Source organism: Ruminococcus sp. (genome assembly GCF_016287535.1).
Lineage (GTDB): Bacteria > Bacillota > Clostridia > Oscillospirales > Ruminococcaceae > Ruminococcus.
Genome location: NZ_JAEFAJ010000005.1, coordinates 110447 through 131221 on the forward strand (window position 1 = coordinate 110447; position 20775 = coordinate 131221).

Below are 20775 nucleotides of genomic sequence, written 5' to 3' on the forward strand. Positions count from 1 at the left end.
CAACCGGTTTTTATTATTTTATGGAAAATTTTTAAGGAGAGGTCAATATGAAACAGTATAATGTTGGTATTATAGGCGCAACGGGCATGGTGGGACAGAGGTTTGCAACTCTGCTCGAAAACCACCCGTGGTTCAATGTAAAGGTTCTGGCTGCTTCACCGAGAAGCGCGGGTCAGACGTATGAGCAGGCAGCAGGAAGCCGCTGGAAGATGACAGTTCCCATGCCCGCTTCCATGAAGGATATGATCCTTATGGACGCTACAGGCGATATCGAGAAGATCGCAGGCATGGTGGATTTCTGCTTCTGCGCCGTAGATATGAAAAAGGACGAGATAAAGGCTCTTGAAGAGGCTTATGCAAAGGCTGAGTGTCCTATCGTTTCAAATAACTCCGCTCACAGATTCACTCCCGACGTTCCTATGGTAGTTCCGGAGATAAATCCGGAGCATATCGAGATAATCAAGGCTCAGCGCCAGCGTCTCGGCACAAAGAGAGGTTTTATCGCGGTCAAGTCCAACTGTTCGATACAGAGCTATGTTCCCGCACTTCACCCGCTCAGAAAGTTCGGTCTGAAGAATGTGCTGGCTTGTACTTATCAGGCTATTTCGGGCGCGGGCAAGAACTTCGAGTCATGGCCTGAAATGATCGATAACCTTATCCCATATATCGGCGGTGAGGAGGAGAAGTCCGAGCAGGAGCCCCTCAAGGTATGGGGCGAGATAAAGGGCAATGAGATCGTAAAGGCAACAGCTCCGAATATCACGACTCAGTGTCTCCGCGTGCCCGTTTCAGACGGCCATACAGCTGCTGTATTCGTAACATTCGAGAATAAGCCTTCCAAGGAAGAGATACTTGACCTCTGGAAAAACTTCAAGGGCGTACCCCAGGAGCTTGAACTTCCCAGCGCTCCGAAGCAGTTCATACACTATTTCGAGGAGAACGACCGTCCTCAGGCTAAGCTGGACAGAAATCTTGAAGGCGGTATGGCAGTATCTACGGGTCGTCTCCGCGAGGATACACAGTACGACTACAAGTTCGTATGCCTCTCACACAATACACTCAGAGGCGCAGCAGGCGGCGGCGTCCTCCTTGCTGAACTCCTTGCTGCTAAAGGATACTTTGATTAATTCGGAATGCGGAATTCGTAATTCGGAATTATTATTATGAAAAATAACATTGTTGCTTTCAAAAGCAAAGTATTTGCATTAAGGTGCATAAGGCTATATAAGTACCTTGTTAGCGAGAAAAAAGAATATGTGATGTCAAAACAGCTTTTACGAAGCGGAACAAGTATAGGTGCTAATATAAAAGAAGCGCTTCGAGGACAAAGCAAATCTGATTTTTATGCAAAATTGAATATTTCTCTTAAAGAAGCAAGTGAAACAGAATACTGGCTTGAATTGTTGAACGAGAGCGGTTATATTGAAAACAATTTTTTTGAAGGGATATATTCGGAATGTCAGGAGATTATAAGTCTTCTTGTTGCTATAACCAAACACCAAAAAGAACAATAGGTAATGAAGGACGGTTTTCGGATATGTCGGCGCAGCCGACACCATTAATTCCGAATTCCGCATTCCGAATTCCTAATTAGATGAAAGGATCGAGTCTATGAAGAATACTGTATTTACCGGCGCTGCTGTTGCTATAATAACACCTATGAACAGCGACGGTTCAATAAACTATGAAGAGCTTGGCCGTGTTATCGACGACCAGATCGAAAACGGTACCGACGCTATCGTTATCTGCGGCACTACAGGCGAGTCTGCAACTATGACAGACGACGAGCACCGTGACTGCATAAAGTTCGCTGTAAAGCACACCGCAGGCAGAGTTCCTGTTATCGCAGGCGCAGGCAGCAACGACACACACTATGCCGTTGAGCTCTCAAAGGAGGCTGAGGCTGCCGGCGCAGACGCTCTGCTCCACGTTACTCCTTACTACAACAAGGCTACACAGAAGGGCCTTATCGCTCATTGCACAGCTATCGCAGACGCAGTAAATATCCCCATAATCCTTTATAATATTCCCAGCAGAACAGGCTGCGGCTTTGACGTGGCTACAGTAAAGGAGCTTGCAAAGCACAGGAATATCGCTGCTATCAAGGAGGCAAGCGGAAATATCAGCTATGTTGCCAAGATAGCTGCTGAGTGCGGAAACGATATCGACATATACAGCGGCAACGACGATATGGTAGTTCCTGTTATGTCTCTCGGCGGAAAGGGCGTTATCTCGGTCGCTTCCCATGTTATCCCGAAGGAGATGCATGAAATGGTTCAGCTCTGCCTTGACAACAACTTCACAGAGGCTATGAAGCTCCAGCTGAAGTACCTTGACCTTATAAACGACCTGTTCATAGAGGTGAACCCGATCCCTGTAAAGGAAGCAATGAATATGATCGGCTGGAACGCCGGTCCATGCCGTCTGCCCCTCTGCGAGATGACTGACGAACACAAAGCTAAGCTCAGGGCTACTCTTGCAAAGCACGGACTCATTAAGTAATTAAGAATTAGGAATGCGTAATTGATATCCGTCCCGTCAGGGACACCTTAATTCCGCATTTCGGATTAACAAAAAGGAAGTGTAAAGTATGACAAATATAGTTATCTGCGGCGCTAACGGAAAAATGGGCAAGACTATCTACAATTGCGTAAAGGAGCGTGACGACTGCGAGGTAGTTGCGGGTATAGATATGTATACCGAGCAGTATGCGGATTTCCCTATAGTTGAAACTCCCGCACAGCTCCCTGTAAAGCCTGATGTTATCATTGATTTTTCAAATCCGTCCGGACTTGACGGACTCATTGACTACTGTATGTCTACAGGAACTCCCATAGTTATCGGTTCTACGGGCTACAACGATGCTCAGACGGCGAAAATAAAGTCGGCTGCACAGCATATCCCGGTATTCTTTACCTTCAATATGTCGCTTGGCGTGAATCTGCTCGTTCAGCTTGCAAAGAAAGCTGCTTCCATACTCGGCGACCAGTTCGATATCGAGATAGTTGAAAAGCACCACAATCAGAAGGTGGACGCTCCCAGCGGTACGGCAATAATGCTTGCTGACGCTATAAACGAGACTCTTGACAATTCAAGGCACTACGTATATGACCGTCATTCGCGCCGCCAGAAGCGTGAAAAGGCAGAGATAGGTATGCATTCTATCCGCGGCGGCACGATCGTAGGCGAGCATGATGTTATATTCGCAGGTCACGATGAAGTGCTCACACTTTCACATTCGGCTGCTTCCAAGAGCGTTTTCGCAGAGGGAGCGATAAATGCGGCACTGTTCCTCAAGGGTCAGCCCGCAGGACTTTATGATATGTCAAAGCTGGTATAAGACACAATTCCCCCTGATATAGCTTCTATGTCAGGGGATAGCTTTTTGGAGGGTAATAATGCTTACACATACCGGAACACAGACAATAGAGACGGAAAGGCTCATACTCAGAAGATTTGAATATACCGACTGTGACGCGGTATTCAGGAACTGGGCAAGCGACGAAAATGTGCAGAAGATGTACTCTGAGCCTACATACCGTACAAAAGAAGAGGTCAACGGCCTCCTTGACAAGTACATATGCAATTATGAACGTGAGGATTACTATCGCTGGGCGGTCATAGACAGGGAAGCAGGGGAGTGTATCGGTCAGATAGCCTATTTCCTTGTCGACAGCAAAAACCACTTTGCGGAGATAGAGTACTGCATCGGTGCGGAATTCCAGTGCAGGGGCTATGCAACGGAAGCCACAAAGGCTGTTATAGCCTTCGGATTTGACAGAATGAATCTGCATAAGGTTCAGATCTGTACCAAAACTATAAACGCGCAGTCAAAAAGGGTCATAGAGAAGTGCGGCTTCACTTATGAGGGCACTCTCAGGGACTACTTCTTTATGGACGGAGAGTATGTGGGAAGGCTTTATTTTTCCATACTCAGGGACGAATACGAAAACAGGAGGTAATATATGACGGATACAGAAACACTTGAAAGGGTGCGGGAAATATTCAGGGGCGACCGCTTTGCCACAGAGACAGGGGCCGTCATCGACGATATAGGCGACCATTACGCAAAGGTAAGCCTTGTGATAAACGAGCACCACAAAAACGCAATGGGCGGTATCATGGGCGGAGTATACTTTACTCTTGCGGACTTTGCGTTTGCTGTTGCCTCGAACTGGCAGCAGCCCGGAGTTGTGGGGCTGAACTGCGACGCTTCCTTTATCGGAGTGCCGAAAACGGAACGCATAATCGCGGAGGCAAGGCTTGTCAAGGACGGCAGGACAATATGCTGCTACAATGTGGAGATAAAGGATGAAAAGGACAATCCCATAGCTGCGGTGCAGTGTGTGGGATTCAGAAAGGCATAAGAAAAAAGCTGCATATCGCAGCTTTTTTCTTTCATTCAGATCTTTTCGGATTTTCGCGCAGCCTTCTTCTGCTTTTTTATATCATACATCTTATCGTCAGCGAGTTTGATTATGTTATAGAGCGTGTCTCCGGGTTTTGCCACAGTTACAACGCTGCCTATACTTGCGGATATGGTATACGGCTTCTGAAGAAGCTTGTTTATGTTTTCAAGAGCTGTATTGAGCTTCCGGGCGAGGGTAACAGCGTCTCCGTGAGTGGCGTTGGGGCTGAAATAAACGAACTCGTCGCCGCCGAAACGGGCACAGATAGCATTGTTCTCGCAGCAGTTGTGAACTATGCTCGCGATACGCTGTATTGCGAAATCGCCTTCATTATGACCGTAGTTATCATTTATGAACTTCAGACCGTCCATATCTATGAAGCTTATCATTATCTGACTGCCTTTTGCAACACATTCCCTGAACATATCGTCGGCAATATTTATGAAACCGTTGCGGTTGTAGATATTGCAGAGCTGGTCTATGACATAGAGGCGGTTCAGCTCTTCCATTGCCTTGTTGAGATGTGAGAGCTTGCGGATATTCTCCAGCGAGTTGCTCAGCACCATTGAAAACGTATGACACACAAGGCTGTATGTAGGGAAATCGCTGTTTGTGAATATATAATATCCGAGACAGCGGTCACTGAAATGCAGGGGCAGGAAATAGTTTACGCAGCTTCTTTCCTCGAATCCCTCAGGGAACATCTCCCGGCTCGGAAAATAGCTGACGCTTCTGCGCACGCCCTTGTCCCATATGAGCGGAGCCATCATAAAGTCGGAATAAGGTTTGAGACTGTAATCGAGCTGATCCTGGTTGGAGTTCTCCTGCCAGTCTTCGCAGAGGCACAGTGTGAATTTCTCACATTCAAACTCGTCCAAAACATTCGTGATAGCCGCAAAGTAGTCAAACGGAGTCAGGGCTTCGGCAAGACCGGCGGTGAGCCTGTTTATCATATGGATATTATTGTTGGTATCCTCAGTCTTGCGGTATGTTATCTTCTTGTACTCCTTCAGGTCGTCAGTGCTGCCGTTCTTGCAGCCGCAGCTTTCATAATAAGCGGGCTCGGCGTCGAGAATGGTGCTGCGAGGCTGTTCAACGCCTTCGAGTACGTTGAATATGATCTGGGCAGCTTTTTCTCCTGCCAGATAGAGCGGCCGCTTTACGGAAGTGATAGACGGTGTTGAATTGCGGGCGCTGAAGGTGTTGTCGAAGCCTGTTACCATTATATCGTCAGGGACCTTGTAGCCGAGCTTGTCAAGAGAGGAAGCAACTGTGAGCGCCATACTGTCATTTGCACAGATAAAGGCGTCGGGAGCTTCAAGTCCTGAAGCGACGAAATCGTCCACTGCGAGCTTGCCGTCATAGCTTTTGAAGTTTCCGTAAAAAATGCGCTTTTCCTCTACGGTGAGGCCGTTTTCCTCCATTGCGCTCAGGAAAGCGTCATAACGCGCTTTTCCCTCTGGGTTTTCGAGAGGTCCTGAGACATAATTTATGGTCTTTGCACCGTGGTGCTGTATGATATGGTTCACGAGCTTTTTCATGACGCCGAAGTTGTCGATGCTTATGTCATAGAATTCAGGGTTTTCACGGCTCTCAAAAACAACAGCCGGTATTTTTGCGGCAAGGACGCTGCTGAATATGCGGTTTCGCAGCATTCCGTCGCCGAAGGTGTTTGTCATGAGCAGAGCGCCGTCGAACTGGGTGTAGTCTACGAGGTTATATATACTTGTTTCGCCAATGTCGAATTTATCGCTGCCGACCATTCCTCCGAAGCCTGCAACATAGGAGATGTTCATATTGTGCGCAAAGGCGAATGCATTGATCCCTTTGAAAATGTTGTACTGATATTCTTCGTCCAGACCGGAAACAATAACAACGATCTTTTTTGTTTTCTCGCTATCCATATTTATTATCCCCTCTTTAACAACAAAATGATATATCAAAAATATATACCACTATTATTATAGTACATTTTACATAAAAAATAAATAGATTCAGAAAATTTTGTAGAAAGTCACATAAAAAGTAATGCGGAGTTGTGCACACCGTAGAAGGGGAGAAAAAAGAATCGTAATGACGTGATCCAGGGCGCTGTTGAAATGGCAGGGCAACATTCACAAACAAATTTCCTGGTAGTAATTTGCTTAAAAACATATCCGTGGCGTATTACAAAAAATACCGGCAAAAATCGCCAAAAGCAAATTAGCGCGTTAAAGCTGCAGCACAATAGTGCTATAAAAATCCAACTATCAGTACCGCCGCTTTTTGCAGGTAAATAAGGAGAAATGGAGAATGCATAAAAAACCGCAAAAAATTGGAGCTAAAATGTACAAATACAGCAAAAAATGAGCAAGAAAAATTATTGTTAGCAAGAATTGACTTGAAAAGTTCATAAAAAAGTAATAAAATTAGTACAAGAGCTGAGGAAGAGGAGGGACGCTTAGGCACTTGGGGCTTATGTGCTTTTCCTCGGTTGAGATCAAAGATCAAAAGGATTTAATAATCACGTTATTAGAGAAAGTGAGGAATGATCAACATGAAAAAAGGAATCTTAAAGAAGATCGTCAGCGCAAGCACGACTGCTGTGATGATCGCTTCAAGTATCCCTGCAGTCCCTGCTATTGTTAATGCTGCAGATCAGCAGCAGAGAGGCAATATAGGCGGCTTCGACTACGAAATGTGGAATCAGAACTATACCGGTCAGGTTTCAATGCAGCCCAGCGCAGGTTCTTTCACCTGTTCATGGAGCGGTATCGAGAACTTCCTGGCTCGTATGGGCAAGAACTACGACAGCAAGAAGCAGAGATATAATCAGATAGGTTCTGATATTACTCTTACTTATGATGTTGAGTACACACCAAGAGGAAATTCTTATATGTGCGTTTACGGCTGGACAAGGAATCCTCTTATGGAATATTATATCGTTGAAGGCTGGGGCGACTGGCGTCCACCCGGAGACGGTGCTGAGAGAAAGGGTACTGTAACTCTTGACGGCAATACATATGATATTGCAAAGACAATGCGTTACAATCAGCCTTCTCTTGACGGTACAGCTACTTTCCCGCAGTACTGGAGCATCCGTCAGACAAGCGGTTCAAGAAACAATACAACAAACTACATGAAGGGCACTATCCATGTCGGCAAGCACTTTGACGCATGGTCAAAGGCTGGTCTTGATATGTCAGGTACTCTTTATGAGGTATCCCTTAATATCGAGGGCTACAGATCAAGCGGTTCTGCTAACGTAAAGAGCCTCGCTGTTTATGAGAATGGTTATAACGGCGGTGGCGGCGGCGGTGGAAGCACCGGCGGCGGAAGCACAGCTACAAAGACAGTAGAGCCAGATGCAAACGGCGACTACTTCACAAACGATTTTGAGAAGGGTGCAGGCGACTGGACAGGCAGAGGAAGCGCTTCTGTTGACACAAGCAGCAAGAACTACTATGATGGTTCAACTTCACTTTATGTTTCAGGAAGAGAGAATGAGTGGAACGGCTGTGCTATCACACTGGATCCCAATGCTTTCGTTCCCGGTGAGACATACAGCTTCAGCGCTGCAGTTCTCCAGAACAGCGGTTCAAATGTAACTCTTCAGATGTCACTCCAGCAGGGCGACGGCAACGGCGCTTCTTATACTCAGATCGCTGATTGTACAGCAAAGAGTGGCGAGTGGACAAAGCTTGAAAATACAAAGTTCACAATTCCTGATAATTCAGGAGATATGATCCTTTATATTGAGACTCCTGAGAGCTCAGGCGACCTCTGCGACTTCTTCGTAGACGCAGTTCAGGTTTCAAAGTCAGGTAAGTCTTCATCTGTAGTAACAGGTCAGGGCAAGGTTAGTGACACAACTACAGGCGGTATATCTACAGGCGGCTCAACCGGCGGCGGTTCAACAACCGGCGGCAGCTATACAGGTGTTCGCGCACATCAGAATCTTGACTATACATATACAAAGGGCGGCGACGGCTTCAAGGATTACATGGGACCGTACTTCCGTCTCGGTACTTCTGTAAGCGGAAACGAGATCGGCAATTCACAGGCTCAGCAGTTCATCAAGAAGAACTACAACTCTGTAACCTGTGAGAACGAAATGAAGCCCGATTCTATCGTTGCAGGCGTAAACGGCGATAACGTAAACATCAGCCTTAACAACGCAAGCGCAATACTCAAGTTCGCAGAGCAGAACGGCATCGGTGTCCGTGGTCATACCTTCGTATGGTACAGCCAGACTCCTGGCTCACTGTTCCAGGATAACGGCGGTACCGTTTCAAAGGATCGTATGAACAAGCGTCTTGAGAGCATGATCAAGAACACATTCAGCGCTATCAAGAGCCAGTTCCCGAACCTCAAGCTCCATTCTTACGACGTTTGTAACGAGCTCTTCGTTAACGACGGCGGCGGAATGAGACCTGCTTCAAATTCCAACTGGGTAAGAGTATACGGCGAAGGCAACTCAGAGTTCGTTGTAAACGCATTCAAGTATGCAAGACAGTATGCTCCTTCAGATTGTAAGCTTTACCTCAATGACTATAACGAGTACATGAGCGCTAAGACCAAGGATCTTGTAAACATGGCCAAGACAGTCATGAAGGAAGGTAACTATATCGACGGTATCGGTATGCAGGCTCACCTTGATTCCAAGTATCCTTCAGCAAGCGAATTCGAGACAGCTATCAAGCAGTTCGAGTCACTCGGACTTGATGTTCAGATCACAGAGCTCGATATCACAAACAGCACAGGTTCAAACGACAAGCTTTATCCTCAGATCTTTGAGGTTGCTATGAAGCACGCTGCAAACATCTCAACTGTTACTCTCTGGGGTACAACAGATGAGAGAAGCTGGAGATACCGTGAGAACGGCGGTTCACCGCTTCCGTTCAGCAACTACCAGCCTAAGTCGTTCTACAATAACATCATCGGTCTCTGCACATCTATCCCTGTTCCTACATCAACAACAACTACTACTACAACTACAACTACTACAACAACCACAACAGAGCCCGTTGAGACAACAACTACAACTACAGCTCCTCCTCAGGATCTCAAGGATATCCTCAATGAGCAGGTTACACTGTGGGGCGACGCTAACGGCGACGGCGGCGTAGATATGGCTGACGCTGTAAAGATCATGCAGGCTCTCGCTAACCCCAACAAGTATCAGCTCACAGAGCAGCAGCAGTTCAACGCAGACGTTTATGCAGCTGGCGACGGCATCACAACAAACGATGCAGCTGCTATACAGGAATATCTCCTTGGCATCATCAAGCAGCTCCCCAAGAGCTATTCTGACGATATCAAGACTGTAACTACTGAGTCGACAACAACGACTACTACTACAACAACCACTACAACAACTACAACGACAAAGGCAACAACAACCACTACAACTACTACAACTGCTCCTAAGTCGAACTTCAATTACAACGCTAACTTACAGTACAAGGCAGCTCCCGATTATTACTTCAACGGCTGCCAGCAGCAGGGTAAGGTCACAAAGGAGAGCTATAACGGCATAAACGGTTATAACAGCTGCAATGTTTATACTCCTTATAACTATGATCCGAGCAAGAAGTACAACATCTTCTATCTCATGCACGGCGGCGGAGAGAATGAGAACACTCTGATCTCCCAGAATGATACAATGATCCAGAATATGCTGGACAACATGATCAAGAACGGCGAGCTTGAGCCCCTTATCGTTGTATTCCCGACATTCAACAAGACAGAAGCAGGACGCTTCTACAGCGAGTTCCGTCAGAGCTTAGTTCCTTTTGTTGAGGGTAAGTATTCAACTTATGCTAACAAGGATACATCTGAGAGCTCACTCAAGGCTTCAAGAATGCACAGAGCATATGGCGGCTTCTCAATGGGCGGCGTTTCAACATGGGCTGTATTTGAGAACTGCCTCGACATCGTAGGCTACTTCATGCCTCTCAGCGGCGACAGCTGGAACGGCAACAGCGCTTACGACAAGGCTAAGGGTATTGCTAATGCAGTTGACAAGTCAGGTCTCCAGAAGAACCAGTACTTTATCTTCTGCGCTACAGGTTCAACTGATATAGCTTATCCTAATGTTAGTCCTCAGATCGACGAAATGAAGAAGATGAGCCAGTTCGTTTACACTTCGGACTTCTCAAAGGGTAACCTTTACTTCATGGTAGTTAACGGCAAGGACCACTGGTGGGGCAACGTAAGACATTATGTATATGATGGACTTCCTTACTTCTTCCACGAAGGTCAGTAAGATCTGCTAAATTCAAAATATTTAAACCGGGAACATTATGTTCCCGGTTTTTTTTATGTATTTTAAGGAGCCTGAAGGCTCCTTTTTTATGGGCGCTTTTGTCACGGAAAAGACGAAACGAAGGGCTTTTGCGGCGCCGGTCAGGTGTATGCGAAAAAAACTTTTTATAAATTTCAAAAAAGCTATTGACAAACAGTATGAGATGTGGTATTATCTAAGTGTAATAACCGTACTATCCGATATAGTACACTCGCTACAGAAAGGAGCTGCATATGTTTTCTATCGACCTGACAAGCAGAATACCCATTTATGAGCAGATTTATCAGAAGATCGTCATGCTTATCCTTAACGGGACACTTGCAGAGAACGATCAGCTTCCGAGTGTGAGAAGTCTTGCCAAATCCACAGGAGTGAATCCTAATACCGTTGCAAAAGCCTATCAGGAGCTTGAACGCAATGGGGTGATATACTCCGTACCGGGAAGAGGCAGTTTCATATCTGCTCAGAATTATGATGAATTCCGGAAAAAGGTGCTTGAGGATTTCGATTCGACTGTGAATGAAGCCTTCGATAAGGGAATATCTCCCGGCGATCTGAAGGACAGGATAGATTCTCTGCATCAATCTTACAGAAAGGAAAACAGACCATGATTGAACTAAAAAATACAGTGAAGAAATTCGACAGCTTTACGGCTCTTGACGGCGTTGATCTCAGTATCGAAAAGGGAACCGCTTTTGGTCTGATCGGTTCCAACGGCGCCGGAAAGTCTACTATACTGAGACTGATATCCGGCATCTATTCGCCTGAGTCCGGTGAAGTGCTTATTGACGGTGAAAATGTTTTTGATAATGTGAATGCAAAGCAGAAGGTGTTCTTCATCAATGACGAGACCGTTCAGTTCGGAAGCTTCACTCTGAATAAGCTTAAAAGCTACTACAGGAACTTCTATCCGTCCTTCTCGGAGGAGATCTTCGAGACACTGCGCAAAAAGACAGGGCTGCCGCTGGATAAGAAGATAAGCAGCTTTTCAAAGGGCATGAAGCGTCAGGCTATCGTTATAATAGGTCTTGCCTGCTGTACAGAGTATCTTCTGCTTGACGAGGCGTTTGACGGCCTTGATCCCACTATGAGGATCATAGTAAAGAAGATGCTTGTAGACGCTATGCTCGACAGAAAGCTTACGACCATAATCTCCTCGCATAACCTGAAGGAGATAAACGAGCTCTGTGATACGGCTGCTCTGCTTCACAACGGAAAGATCATCTTCTCACGGGATATTGACGATGTAAAGGGCAGCGTACATAAGATACAGGCTGTATTCAACAAGAATGAGGACGGAACTGTCCCGTACTTTAAAAAGGAAGATTTTGCCCAGGAAGGTATCGAGGTACTGCACTATGAGCAGAGTCAGAGTATATGCTTCATCATAGCAAAGGGTGATATCGAAACTATCAAGGCGTCGCTTATACCTAAGCATCCTATGCTGACAGAGGTCATACCGCTCACGCTTGAAGAAATATTTATCTATGAACTGGAGGTGCTCGGTTATGACAGCAGCGACAACATCAGTGAATAAAAATAAAAGCAGTTTCTGTATACGTTTTAAAAGCAAGTTCTCCGAGGATACCAAGCTCTTTGTGACCAATCTTGTTTTCCATCTGCTTTGCGTTCCTGTGCTTGCAGGGGTACTGCTGAAGGAAATGTATATGGAGCAGATCAATGACTACAGCGGAAGTCAGGATATGCTCCCGTTTATCGCGATCGCGGTCATAGCTTTCATTCTGAGTATTGCAATGGGCTTCGTGATCCCTATGATGAATTTCAGGTATCTGTATAACAAATCACTGGTCGATATGAACTACTCGCTCCCGCTGAACAACCGTCAGCGTTTCTTTGCCGATTACTTTTCAGGTCTGATAGCATATATCGCACCTCCTCTTGTTGGTGCGGTCATAGGCGGCGCAGAGCTGCTTATCGGTTCGTTTTTTATTGACATCAGTGAATTATATGAAATTATACCAATGCTATTACGTATCGGTTTTGTTGTTATCGTCGGAATGATAATGCTGTATACACTTTCTGTATTAGCAATAACCTTTGCGGGCAGTACGTTTGAGGCGCTGTTCAGCATTGCAGCTGTAAATATAATGATACCCGCATTCCTGAGCCTTACATGGATGAATATCGTGAATGCAGCAGGTTTCGGACTCAGCGAAGAGGCTATAACAAATAGCTTTACCCTGTTTACGACAAGCCCTTTGGGTGTAATGTTCTTTATTGCGTTTTCCAGTGAAAAATGGTTCATGTCTGCAAGAAGAGCTTATTCTGAAAGATTTGAATATACTACTTCGTTCATAAACTCGGTATACTTCAGTTTTATGGTAAGAGCGCTGCTGTTTATTGCAGTGATTGTCCTTATCTCGTACCTGCTCTATAAGCACCGCAAGGCGGAGGACGTTTCAAAGCCTTACGTTTACAAAGCTTTTTACTATGTGCTCATGGCAACTGCGGTATACTGTATTTTCTCGGTCATGAAGATGACAGACACTTCAAGCGCATTTATTGCCGCATTTATCATAAGCGGTATCCTGTGGTTCGTTATGGAGGTAATAAGGCGCCGCGGATTCAAGCGCTTCTGGACCGCTGTTGTGAGCTTTGCTGCAGCAAGCGCTGCTGTTATCGGCGTTATACAGCTGACTGACATCACGAACGGTTTTGGCAGAGCTAAGTTTACGCCTTCAGCTTCATCTGTCACCGATGTTGAGATCAATGTGTATGGAAGGTATGATTCACTGTATGAGGACAGGCTCATGCACGATAAAAAGGTAATAAAAGACGCTGTTGAGTTTAACAAGGAGATAGTTGACCGACATTATAATCCTGAAAAGTACGATTATGAGCTTTTGAGATACAGGGACAGTGCAAATGGCATAACAAATGAAGGCTATGTTCTTGATATTACAAATATAGATATAGTATTCTATACAAGGAGCGGGGCTTCCATATCCCGTAATTATCAGGTCCCTTCGGAAATGCTTACAGATCTGTTATGCGATATGTATACAAGTGAGGAATATGCGGAACAGGTAACTGAGGATATGTTCAGAAAAAGCCTTGTAAAAGACAATAATAATTACGGATACGGTATTTCTCCGGAAGAGGCACAGCACTGCCGTTTTGAAATCTGCGACAAATTAGGAGTGTATACTGATATATATTTTTCTGTTGAAGAGGGAAGAGCGCTTGCTGACGCAGTTCGCACGGATATAGCGGCTATGACGGCTGATGACCTGAAAAATTCCGATAATTACTGCTATCTGGAAGGTATTATTATAAATTCCGCCTGCCATAATACGGTGGCTTTCCTTGAAGAACATGATATAGTTTATAATAAGACCGCTGAAAAACTGGTCGCTGAAATGACATCGGACGGAAAAGATATTTCCTTCAGAACGGAGCCTGACTACATATTCCCGCTGCTGCTGTTCACAGATAATAATAACGGCAATAACTATGACCGTTACAGATACGAGAGTTCAGTAAACGACGGAGTTAAGCTTGACTATATTCTCAACTTCAGCGTAAACAGCAATCGTTCATCAGGTAAATACGGCTATAATGCTACAGGTTACTACACTGTCAACGATACAGAGGCTGTGGAGAAGCTTCTGGAAATCGCTACGCCTGTTGTGCTGGGAGAGAAGGTCATTGGCGAGGTACAGTACGGCAATTCTACTCTTTATGTTACGGATCGTCCCGGATACAGCGAGATATTCAACAAAGCAAAAGGAGCTTTGAGCTGGCATAGCGGCAGGGCGTGAGAAAAAAGCCGTTATGTATTGATCAACAGAAGAAAAAGATTTTCATGAACAAAAAAGAAGGATAAATATACGGAGCGCCGCTGATAAAGCGGCGCTCCTGGTCTTTGCCGCAGGAGCTGAAAACTCATGCAGCAGTTTTTATAAAATACCGGAATAAAATGAAAAGACAGCCGATTTTCACCGACTGCCTTTCAGGGGATATTAAAATTTGGAGAAAGCTTTATTAAATGTGCCGGCTGCTGATACTGCTGCCGGCTGCCGTTACAGCCGCATTCATTTTAGCAGCATATCCGGAACGTGATAGTTGATCACTCATATTTTTTTGATATATCAACCTATGATTTTATTATATCATTTTTCCATATCTTATCAAGTACATTCTTGCTATATAATTATACAAACTGAGCATTTATTGCTATTATATACGTGAGGTAATACAAAACAGATGGGTCCTGTTATCTGTAGACTGAAAAAAGAAGTGTATATCGGATGTATTAAAATCTGATACCGACTGTTTTTACTTGAATTAAGTAAGGCTATATGATATAATAAATGTATGCTTTACTATCGCCTTTGGCAGATATGTAAAGCTGAATTTTAGTTGATAGGCAACACTGATCATTTAACAGGAAGAGAGAACTATGACGCTACAACAGTTAAAATATATCATCGCCATTTCCGAGACAGGTTCCATAACAACAGCGGCACAGCGCCTTTTTATTGCTCAGCCGAGCCTTTCCAAAGCTGTTGCGGAGCTTGAAAAGGAAATGGGTATAAATATCTTCAACCGAAGCAACAGGGGAGTATATCTTTCCGAGGACGGTACTAAGTTCCTTGCTTATGCAAGGCAGATAGTCGAGCAGGCTGAGCTGCTTGAAAGTGAATACAAGTCCACAGCTCCGCCGAGAAGAGCCTTCGCAGTTTCGGCACAGCATTATGCATTCGTGGTAAATGCATTTGTTGAGCTTGTAAGGGAATACGGCAGGGATAAGTATGAATTCTCACTCCGTGAGCTTAAAACAGCGGAGATAATAGAGGACGTCCGTACACGCAGGAGCGATATAGGTGTGCTGTTCCTCAGCAGCTTCAACCGCGAGGTCATAAGGCATATTCTTCAGAACGAAGAGATAAGGTTTGAACCTCTGTTTACTGCAAAGCCTCATGTTTTTGTAAGCAGGAGCAATCCTCTTGTCGGAAGAAACTCTGTGACCCTTGATGACCTGAAGGCATTTCCGCGTCTGACTTACGATCAGGGAGTGAAAAACTCGTTCTATTTCGCGGAAGAGCTCCATATTACGGCGGAAAGTCCGAAAAACATTGTAGTATCCGACAGAGCCACTCTTTTCAATCTCCTTATCGGACTTGACGGATATACAATATCTTCCGGTATACTCAGCTCGGACCTTAACGGCAGCAATATCGTATCCATACCTCTTGAGAGCGATGAGGAAATGGAAATAGGCTATATCACTACCACTGACCGTCCCGTTAATGAGCTGACGAACCGCTATCTTGAGCATCTCAACAGCTATATCAGGAATTATTCTTCCTGATATAGCTTTTAACTATGGTGTAATATTCTTTTTTAGTATTAACACATTTCTGACGGTTGTGTTATAATAAGTGTGTACTTAATAAATATACCTGAGGAATATAATATGAAAACAGCTGAATTATTTGATAACAGGACGGTGTTCTCACTTGAGATATTTCCGCCCAAGCCCGACGCTGATGAGAGCGTTATATATGATACTCTTGAGGAACTGTCCGATATATGTCCTGACTTCATAAGTGTGACCTATGGCGCGGGCGGCGGGCACAACGGTTGCAGGACAATACGTATCGCTTCTGATATAAAGAGTAGATACGGTGTTGAAAGCGTTGCGCATCTTCCCTGTGCCGGTCTTACAAAGGCGCAGGCGGCGGAGATACTTGACAGTATCCGGGAGCATGGGATAGAAAATGTGCTCGCTCTGCGCGGAGACAAGCCTGACGATACACCGGCAGCAGGTGATTTCCACCATGCCAGTGAGCTCATATCTTTTATAAAGGAAAACTATGATCTCAATGTTATTGCTGCCTGTTATCCTGAGGTGCATCCTGAGAGCAAAAGCGCTGTTGACGATCTTAAATGGCTCAGATACAAGGTTGACTGCGGTGCGGATCATCTGATAACGCAGCTTTTCCTTGACAACAGGTATTTCTTTGATTTCTATGAGAAAGTATGCATCGCAGGTATTGATGTGCCTGTTGAGGCGGGCATAATGCCGGTAACGAACAAGAGACAGATAGAGCGTATGGTTAAGCTCTGCGGTGTGCAGCTGCCGAAAAAGTTTGTCCGCGTACTGGAAAAGTATGAGCATAATGAAGCTGCTCTGCGCGACGCCGGTATAGCCTATGCAATAGACCAGATAACGGACCTTATAACTGAGGGCGTAGACGGGATACACCTTTATACAATGAATAATCCATATGTTGCACATAGGATTTTTGACGCTGTGCAGAGTATGGTGAAGGTCAGCTCCTGTGCTGCGGATTAAAATACAGCTGTATCTGTAACAGAAATGGGATCAGGGGGAAAAAGGATATTTAAATTGCTGATGTTCTGTTTTAGTTACAAAAAGGGGATCCCGTATTGCAGTAACCTGCAATACGGGATTTTCTTTTTCGTCTTCGGGTAACGGCAAAGCAAAATGGCGGGGCGGTTATTGAGGAGATCAAAAAAACAGCGATTTTTCGGCGTAATGGTTGATATTTCAGATTTTATGTGCTATAATGAAAAAAGCTTTTACCGTTAATAAACTATATAAAGGAGTAAGACATGGACATCATAATCATCGGAACGATAATCGCCTACCTTGTTGCTATGGTTGCAGTAGGTCTTATCTTTTCCAGAAAAAACGAAAACGTCGGAGACTTTTATCTCGGCGGACGTAAGCTTGGTCCTCTGGTGACCGCTATGAGCGCAGAGGCTTCCGACATGAGCAACTGGCTTCTCATGGGACTTCCCGGAGTTGCCTATCTAACAGGCGGCGCCGAGGCAGGCTGGACCGCTATCGGCCTTGCTGCCGGCACTTATCTCAACTGGCTCTTTGTGGCTAAGCGCCTCAGAGTTTACAGTCAGCACTGCGGCGCTATCACTATCCCCGATTTCTTTGCAAAGCGATACAAGGACAAAAGCAAGCTGATAATGGGCGTTTCGGCACTTATTATCCTGATATTCTTCGTGCCCTATACCGCTTCGGGATTCTCAGCCTGCGGAAAACTGTTCAGCTCCCTCTTCGGCTGGGATTATCACCTTGCAATGATAATCAGCGCGGTCATCATCATTTCTTATACCTGCACAGGCGGCTTCCTGGCTGCAAGCACTACAGACCTTATACAGAGTATCGTTATGACTCTGGCTCTTGTGAGCATAGTTATCTTCGGTGTTGGCGCTGCAGGCGGATTAGGGAATGTGGTCGACAATGCCGAGTCTATAGCAGGTTATTTCTCGCTCAGTCACATACATAATACCGAAACTGGCGGAGCTGACAAATACACTGTTCTGACTATCGCTTCTATCCTTGCATGGGGACTTGGTTATTTCGGTATGCCTCATATACTTCTCCGCTTCATGGCTATCAGGGACAAGGAGAAGATAAAAACTTCAAGAAGGATAGCTTCAGTGTGGGTAGTCATCTCCATGGGTATCGCAATATTCATCGGCTTTATCGGAAATGCACTTTCAAAGAGCGGCAAGCTTGATGTGCTTGCGGGCAATGATTCGGAAAAGGTCGTTATAAAAATCGCACAGTATATGAGCGAGCACCATGTTGGACTGGCTGTTATAGCAGGTCTCGTATTTGCAGGTATCCTTGCCTGTACGATGTCTACCTCAGACTCACAGCTTCTTGCGGCATCATCATCAATGTCTGAGAATATACTCAAAGGAGTATTTGATGTCAAGCTGAGCGATAAGGTCTCGATGCTCGTCGCAAGAGCAGTGCTGCTTGTTGTTGCGGTACTGAGTATCATTCTTGCATGGAACAAGGACAGCTCTGTATTCAGGGTAGTTTCATTTGCGTGGGCAGGTTTCGGCGCAACATTCGGTCCGGTAATGCTTACCGCGCTGTTCTGGAAACGCTCAAACAGATGGGGCGCTATAGCGGGTCTCATAGTTGGTGCGGTAATGGTATTCGTATGGAAGTTCCATATTGCTGCTATAGGCGGCATATTTGCGATATATGAGCTGCTGCCGGCATTCCTCTGCGCACTTGCGGCTATAATAATCGTTTCTCTTCTGACCGGTGCTCCGGAAAAGGAAATAACAGATGAATTCGATACAGTAAAAGCAGAAATTAATAACTGAAAAAGCGCTCTTAGGTGTTATTCATACAGAAGTTTTTGAAAAGAGTACGTGGGCAACCTTTCTTATGAAAGGTTGCCCACGTTAATTTCATATAAGGTTTCTGTAAGCACTGCAATAATACAGGTTCTTTCAATTACAGGCTCTTATCTGAACTCAAAGTAAGCTCTTGATTATGCCAAGAAGGAATTCCTGTATTCTGAGTGCGTCGTTGGTTGTAAGACCGTCGCCGTCAGCGTCAGCGTTTACCTTACCCTGCTCAGTGAGAGCATTTGCGGATGTACCGCCGATGCCGTACTTGTTCGGGTTAGCAAGTGACTGCATTATGAGAACTGCGTCTGCCATATCAACAGTATCGTCGCAGTTTGTATCTCCTGCCTTGATTATTGTAAGCTGAGGAGCTGTAGTTGTAGTGGTAGTTGTGACAGGTTCTGTGGTTGTGGTCGTCGTAGTTGAAGTAGTCGTTGTAGTTGTTGATGTGGTAGTTGTCGTGGTCGTAGTTGTAGTAGTGGTAGTTGTCGTTGTTGTGGTAGTAGTTGTTGTAGTCGTGGTGGTTGTTGTTACAGCAGGCTGTGAAGCCTTTACATATCCGTCAATAGTCTCAGCGAAGAAGTTTCCTATCTTCTTATAGCCGCCGCCGTTGGGGTGGAGCTGGTCGCTGCCGATATCGTTCATGCCGTCAAGACAACCGTGAACGTCTGCAAACTTGACATTCTTGCCCTTGCCTGCATACTCCTCAGCAACCTGCTTTACAGTATTGTTATAGTTGCCTATCTTCTGAGTATTTCCGCCGTAGGCTGTATGCTCGGGTACCGAGCAGAGGAAGATCATACCGTCAGACGGCATATCTGCCAGCATATAGTCCAGCATAGCGCGGAGATCGGAAGCACAAGCGTCCATTGAGCGGTTAGCTGTCAGGTCGTTTGTACCGATCATAAGAAGAATGATATCGGGCTGTGCGCTCTTAACGGCATTGTTGTTCTTGAGCTCGTTGTACAAGCTGCCCTTGCCGCCCTGCTGCTGTCCCCAGCCGGGTATCTCCTTGATCTGATAGCCGCTGAAGCCTGCGTGATTGTCATCATAGGTTATACCGTTGGCTGAAGCGCTGTTTCTGCCGTTGGGACCTACCATGTCTATCTTATAGCCCATCTTTGTGAGAGCGTCATAGAGGTACTTTCTGTAGCCGCCCTGCTCTCCGTCACCGTTGGTGATAGAGTCGCCTGCGGGCATGATCTTTATTACCTTATCGGTAACAGCGGTATCGCCGCCGTTGCCGTCCTGCTGCTGACCGCCGCCTTGCTGCTGGCCGCCGAAATCGAAGCCGCCGCCCTGCTGCTGGCCGCCACCGAAGTCAAAGCCGCCACCCTGGCCGCCGCCCTGGAACTGGCTCCAGTCAAAGTTGCCCATATCGAAGCCGCCGCCTTGCTGGCCGCCGCCCCACTGCTGGCCGCCGCCGAAGTCAAAACCGCCGCCTACGTTACCACCGCCAGCGTCTCCGCCGCCCTGTGACTCCTGACCCATCTGGTCATCGGAAGCACCTGTAGTAACTGTTACGCTCTTAACGTTAGCAGAACCGTTTGATCTGTAACCCTCGATATTAAGGGATACCTCATAAAGTGTACCTGACATGTCGAGGCCCTTCTGGCTCCATGCGTCAAAGTGCTTGGATACGTCGATAGTGCCCTTCATGTAGTTTGTCTGATTGTTTGCGGAGCCGCTTGTTGTTCTGATGCTCCAGTACTGCGGGAATGTAGCTGTACCGTCGAGAGAGGGCTGATTATAACGCATTGTCTTGGCAATTTCATATGTATTGCCGTTGAGGGTAATGTTGCCCTTTCTCTCACCGTCATTTCCGGGTGGTCTCCAGTCGCCCCAGCCTTCAACGATGTAGTATCCCATAAGAGGATTCCTTGTCCAGCCGTAAACGCACATGTAGGAATTTCCTCTCGG

The 20775-nt window shown here is 45.8% G+C and carries 15 protein-coding genes; 13 read left to right on the plus strand and 2 right to left on the minus strand.

Annotation, left to right across the window (positions count from 1 at the left end; all coding sequences use genetic code 11):
* The first annotated feature begins 47 nt into the window (after nucleotides 1-47).
* The 6 genes from asd to QZZ36_RS04045 all read left to right on the plus strand — a co-directional run bounded on the left by asd (nucleotide 48) and on the right by QZZ36_RS04045 (nucleotide 4367).
* The gene (asd, locus tag QZZ36_RS04020) at nucleotides 48-1127 is read left to right on the plus strand and encodes an aspartate-semialdehyde dehydrogenase (RefSeq protein WP_295077139.1); all 1080 of its coding nucleotides are present in this window, start codon (nucleotides 48-50) and stop codon (nucleotides 1125-1127) included.
* A 36-nt stretch (nucleotides 1128-1163) separates the two neighbouring features.
* Nucleotides 1164-1514, plus strand: coding sequence for a four helix bundle protein (locus QZZ36_RS04025; protein WP_295077146.1), 351 nt, complete (start codon nucleotides 1164-1166; stop codon nucleotides 1512-1514).
* Nucleotides 1515-1611: 97 nt separating this feature from the next.
* The gene (dapA, locus tag QZZ36_RS04030; RefSeq protein ID WP_295077151.1) at nucleotides 1612-2502 is read left to right on the plus strand and encodes a 4-hydroxy-tetrahydrodipicolinate synthase; all 891 of its coding nucleotides are present in this window, start codon (nucleotides 1612-1614) and stop codon (nucleotides 2500-2502) included.
* A gap of 88 nt (nucleotides 2503-2590) precedes the next feature.
* On the plus strand, nucleotides 2591-3340 hold the full coding sequence (dapB, locus tag QZZ36_RS04035; protein ID WP_295077154.1) for a 4-hydroxy-tetrahydrodipicolinate reductase: 750 nt from the start codon (nucleotides 2591-2593) through the stop codon (nucleotides 3338-3340).
* A gap of 58 nt (nucleotides 3341-3398) precedes the next feature.
* A complete protein-coding gene (locus QZZ36_RS04040; RefSeq protein ID WP_295077158.1) occupies nucleotides 3399-3962 on the plus strand; it encodes a GNAT family protein in 564 nt (187 codons plus the stop codon).
* 3 nt (nucleotides 3963-3965) lie between these two features.
* Complete coding sequence (locus QZZ36_RS04045) at nucleotides 3966-4367, plus strand: PaaI family thioesterase (protein ID WP_295077161.1); 402 nt, start codon at nucleotides 3966-3968, stop codon at nucleotides 4365-4367.
* A 35-nt stretch (nucleotides 4368-4402) separates the two neighbouring features.
* On the opposite strand, the gene QZZ36_RS04050 is transcribed toward QZZ36_RS04045, so the two are convergent.
* On the minus strand, nucleotides 4403-6313 hold the full coding sequence (locus tag QZZ36_RS04050; RefSeq protein ID WP_295077164.1) for a GGDEF domain-containing protein: 1911 nt from the start codon (nucleotides 6311-6313) through the stop codon (nucleotides 4403-4405).
* 632 nt (nucleotides 6314-6945) lie between these two features.
* Here QZZ36_RS04050 and QZZ36_RS04055 point away from each other — a divergent pair.
* From QZZ36_RS04055 to QZZ36_RS04085, 7 genes are all read left to right on the plus strand, one after another.
* Nucleotides 6946-10656 carry an endo-1,4-beta-xylanase gene (locus tag QZZ36_RS04055; protein ID WP_295077173.1) on the plus strand — a complete coding sequence of 1237 codons (3711 nt, stop codon included), beginning with the start codon at nucleotides 6946-6948 and terminating at the stop codon, nucleotides 10654-10656.
* Between the two features lie 272 nt (nucleotides 10657-10928).
* On the plus strand, nucleotides 10929-11306 hold the full coding sequence (locus QZZ36_RS04060) for a GntR family transcriptional regulator (protein ID WP_295077176.1): 378 nt from the start codon (nucleotides 10929-10931) through the stop codon (nucleotides 11304-11306).
* Complete coding sequence (locus QZZ36_RS04065) at nucleotides 11303-12232, plus strand: ABC transporter ATP-binding protein (protein ID WP_295077179.1); 930 nt, start codon at nucleotides 11303-11305, stop codon at nucleotides 12230-12232. The genes QZZ36_RS04060 and QZZ36_RS04065 overlap by 4 nt, the downstream gene beginning before the upstream one ends.
* Nucleotides 12204-14477, plus strand: coding sequence for a hypothetical protein (locus QZZ36_RS04070; protein WP_295077182.1), 2274 nt, complete (start codon nucleotides 12204-12206; stop codon nucleotides 14475-14477). The genes QZZ36_RS04065 and QZZ36_RS04070 overlap by 29 nt, the downstream gene beginning before the upstream one ends.
* A 641-nt stretch (nucleotides 14478-15118) precedes the next feature.
* Nucleotides 15119-16030, plus strand: a complete 912-nt coding sequence (locus QZZ36_RS04075; protein ID WP_295077185.1) for a LysR family transcriptional regulator — start codon at nucleotides 15119-15121, stop codon at nucleotides 16028-16030.
* Nucleotides 16031-16135: 105 nt separating this feature from the next.
* On the plus strand, nucleotides 16136-17017 hold the full coding sequence (gene metF, locus QZZ36_RS04080; RefSeq protein WP_295077190.1) for a methylenetetrahydrofolate reductase [NAD(P)H]: 882 nt from the start codon (nucleotides 16136-16138) through the stop codon (nucleotides 17015-17017).
* A gap of 281 nt (nucleotides 17018-17298) precedes the next feature.
* Nucleotides 17299-18828 (plus strand): sodium/proline symporter, encoded by a 1530-nt coding sequence (locus tag QZZ36_RS04085; protein ID WP_295077194.1) that lies wholly within the window; start codon nucleotides 17299-17301, stop codon nucleotides 18826-18828.
* Nucleotides 18829-18981: 153 nt separating this feature from the next.
* Here QZZ36_RS04085 and QZZ36_RS04090 read toward each other — a convergent pair.
* A partial coding sequence (locus QZZ36_RS04090; protein WP_295077197.1) for a glycoside hydrolase family 11 protein occupies nucleotides 18982-20775 on the minus strand: 1794 nt, incomplete at its 5' end.

Bases quoted from the DNA above. Each gene is read 5' to 3' on its own strand.
- asd (WP_295077139.1), top strand. From the start codon at position 48: ATGAAACAGTATAATGTTGGTATTATAGGCGCAACGGGCATGGTGGGA.
- QZZ36_RS04025 (WP_295077146.1), top strand. From the start codon at position 1,164: ATGAAAAATAACATTGTTGCTTTCAAAAGCAAAGTATTTGCATTAAGG.
- dapA (WP_295077151.1), top strand. From the start codon at position 1,612: ATGAAGAATACTGTATTTACCGGCGCTGCTGTTGCTATAATAACACCT.
- dapB (WP_295077154.1), top strand. From the start codon at position 2,591: ATGACAAATATAGTTATCTGCGGCGCTAACGGAAAAATGGGCAAGACT.
- QZZ36_RS04040 (WP_295077158.1), top strand. From the start codon at position 3,399: ATGCTTACACATACCGGAACACAGACAATAGAGACGGAAAGGCTCATA.
- QZZ36_RS04045 (WP_295077161.1), top strand. From the start codon at position 3,966: ATGACGGATACAGAAACACTTGAAAGGGTGCGGGAAATATTCAGGGGC.
- QZZ36_RS04050 (WP_295077164.1), bottom strand. From the start codon at position 6,313: ATGGATAGCGAGAAAACAAAAAAGATCGTTGTTATTGTTTCCGGTCTG.
- QZZ36_RS04055 (WP_295077173.1), top strand. From the start codon at position 6,946: ATGAAAAAAGGAATCTTAAAGAAGATCGTCAGCGCAAGCACGACTGCT.
- QZZ36_RS04060 (WP_295077176.1), top strand. From the start codon at position 10,929: ATGTTTTCTATCGACCTGACAAGCAGAATACCCATTTATGAGCAGATT.
- QZZ36_RS04065 (WP_295077179.1), top strand. From the start codon at position 11,303: ATGATTGAACTAAAAAATACAGTGAAGAAATTCGACAGCTTTACGGCT.
- QZZ36_RS04070 (WP_295077182.1), top strand. From the start codon at position 12,204: ATGACAGCAGCGACAACATCAGTGAATAAAAATAAAAGCAGTTTCTGT.
- QZZ36_RS04075 (WP_295077185.1), top strand. From the start codon at position 15,119: ATGACGCTACAACAGTTAAAATATATCATCGCCATTTCCGAGACAGGT.
- metF (WP_295077190.1), top strand. From the start codon at position 16,136: ATGAAAACAGCTGAATTATTTGATAACAGGACGGTGTTCTCACTTGAG.
- QZZ36_RS04085 (WP_295077194.1), top strand. From the start codon at position 17,299: ATGGACATCATAATCATCGGAACGATAATCGCCTACCTTGTTGCTATG.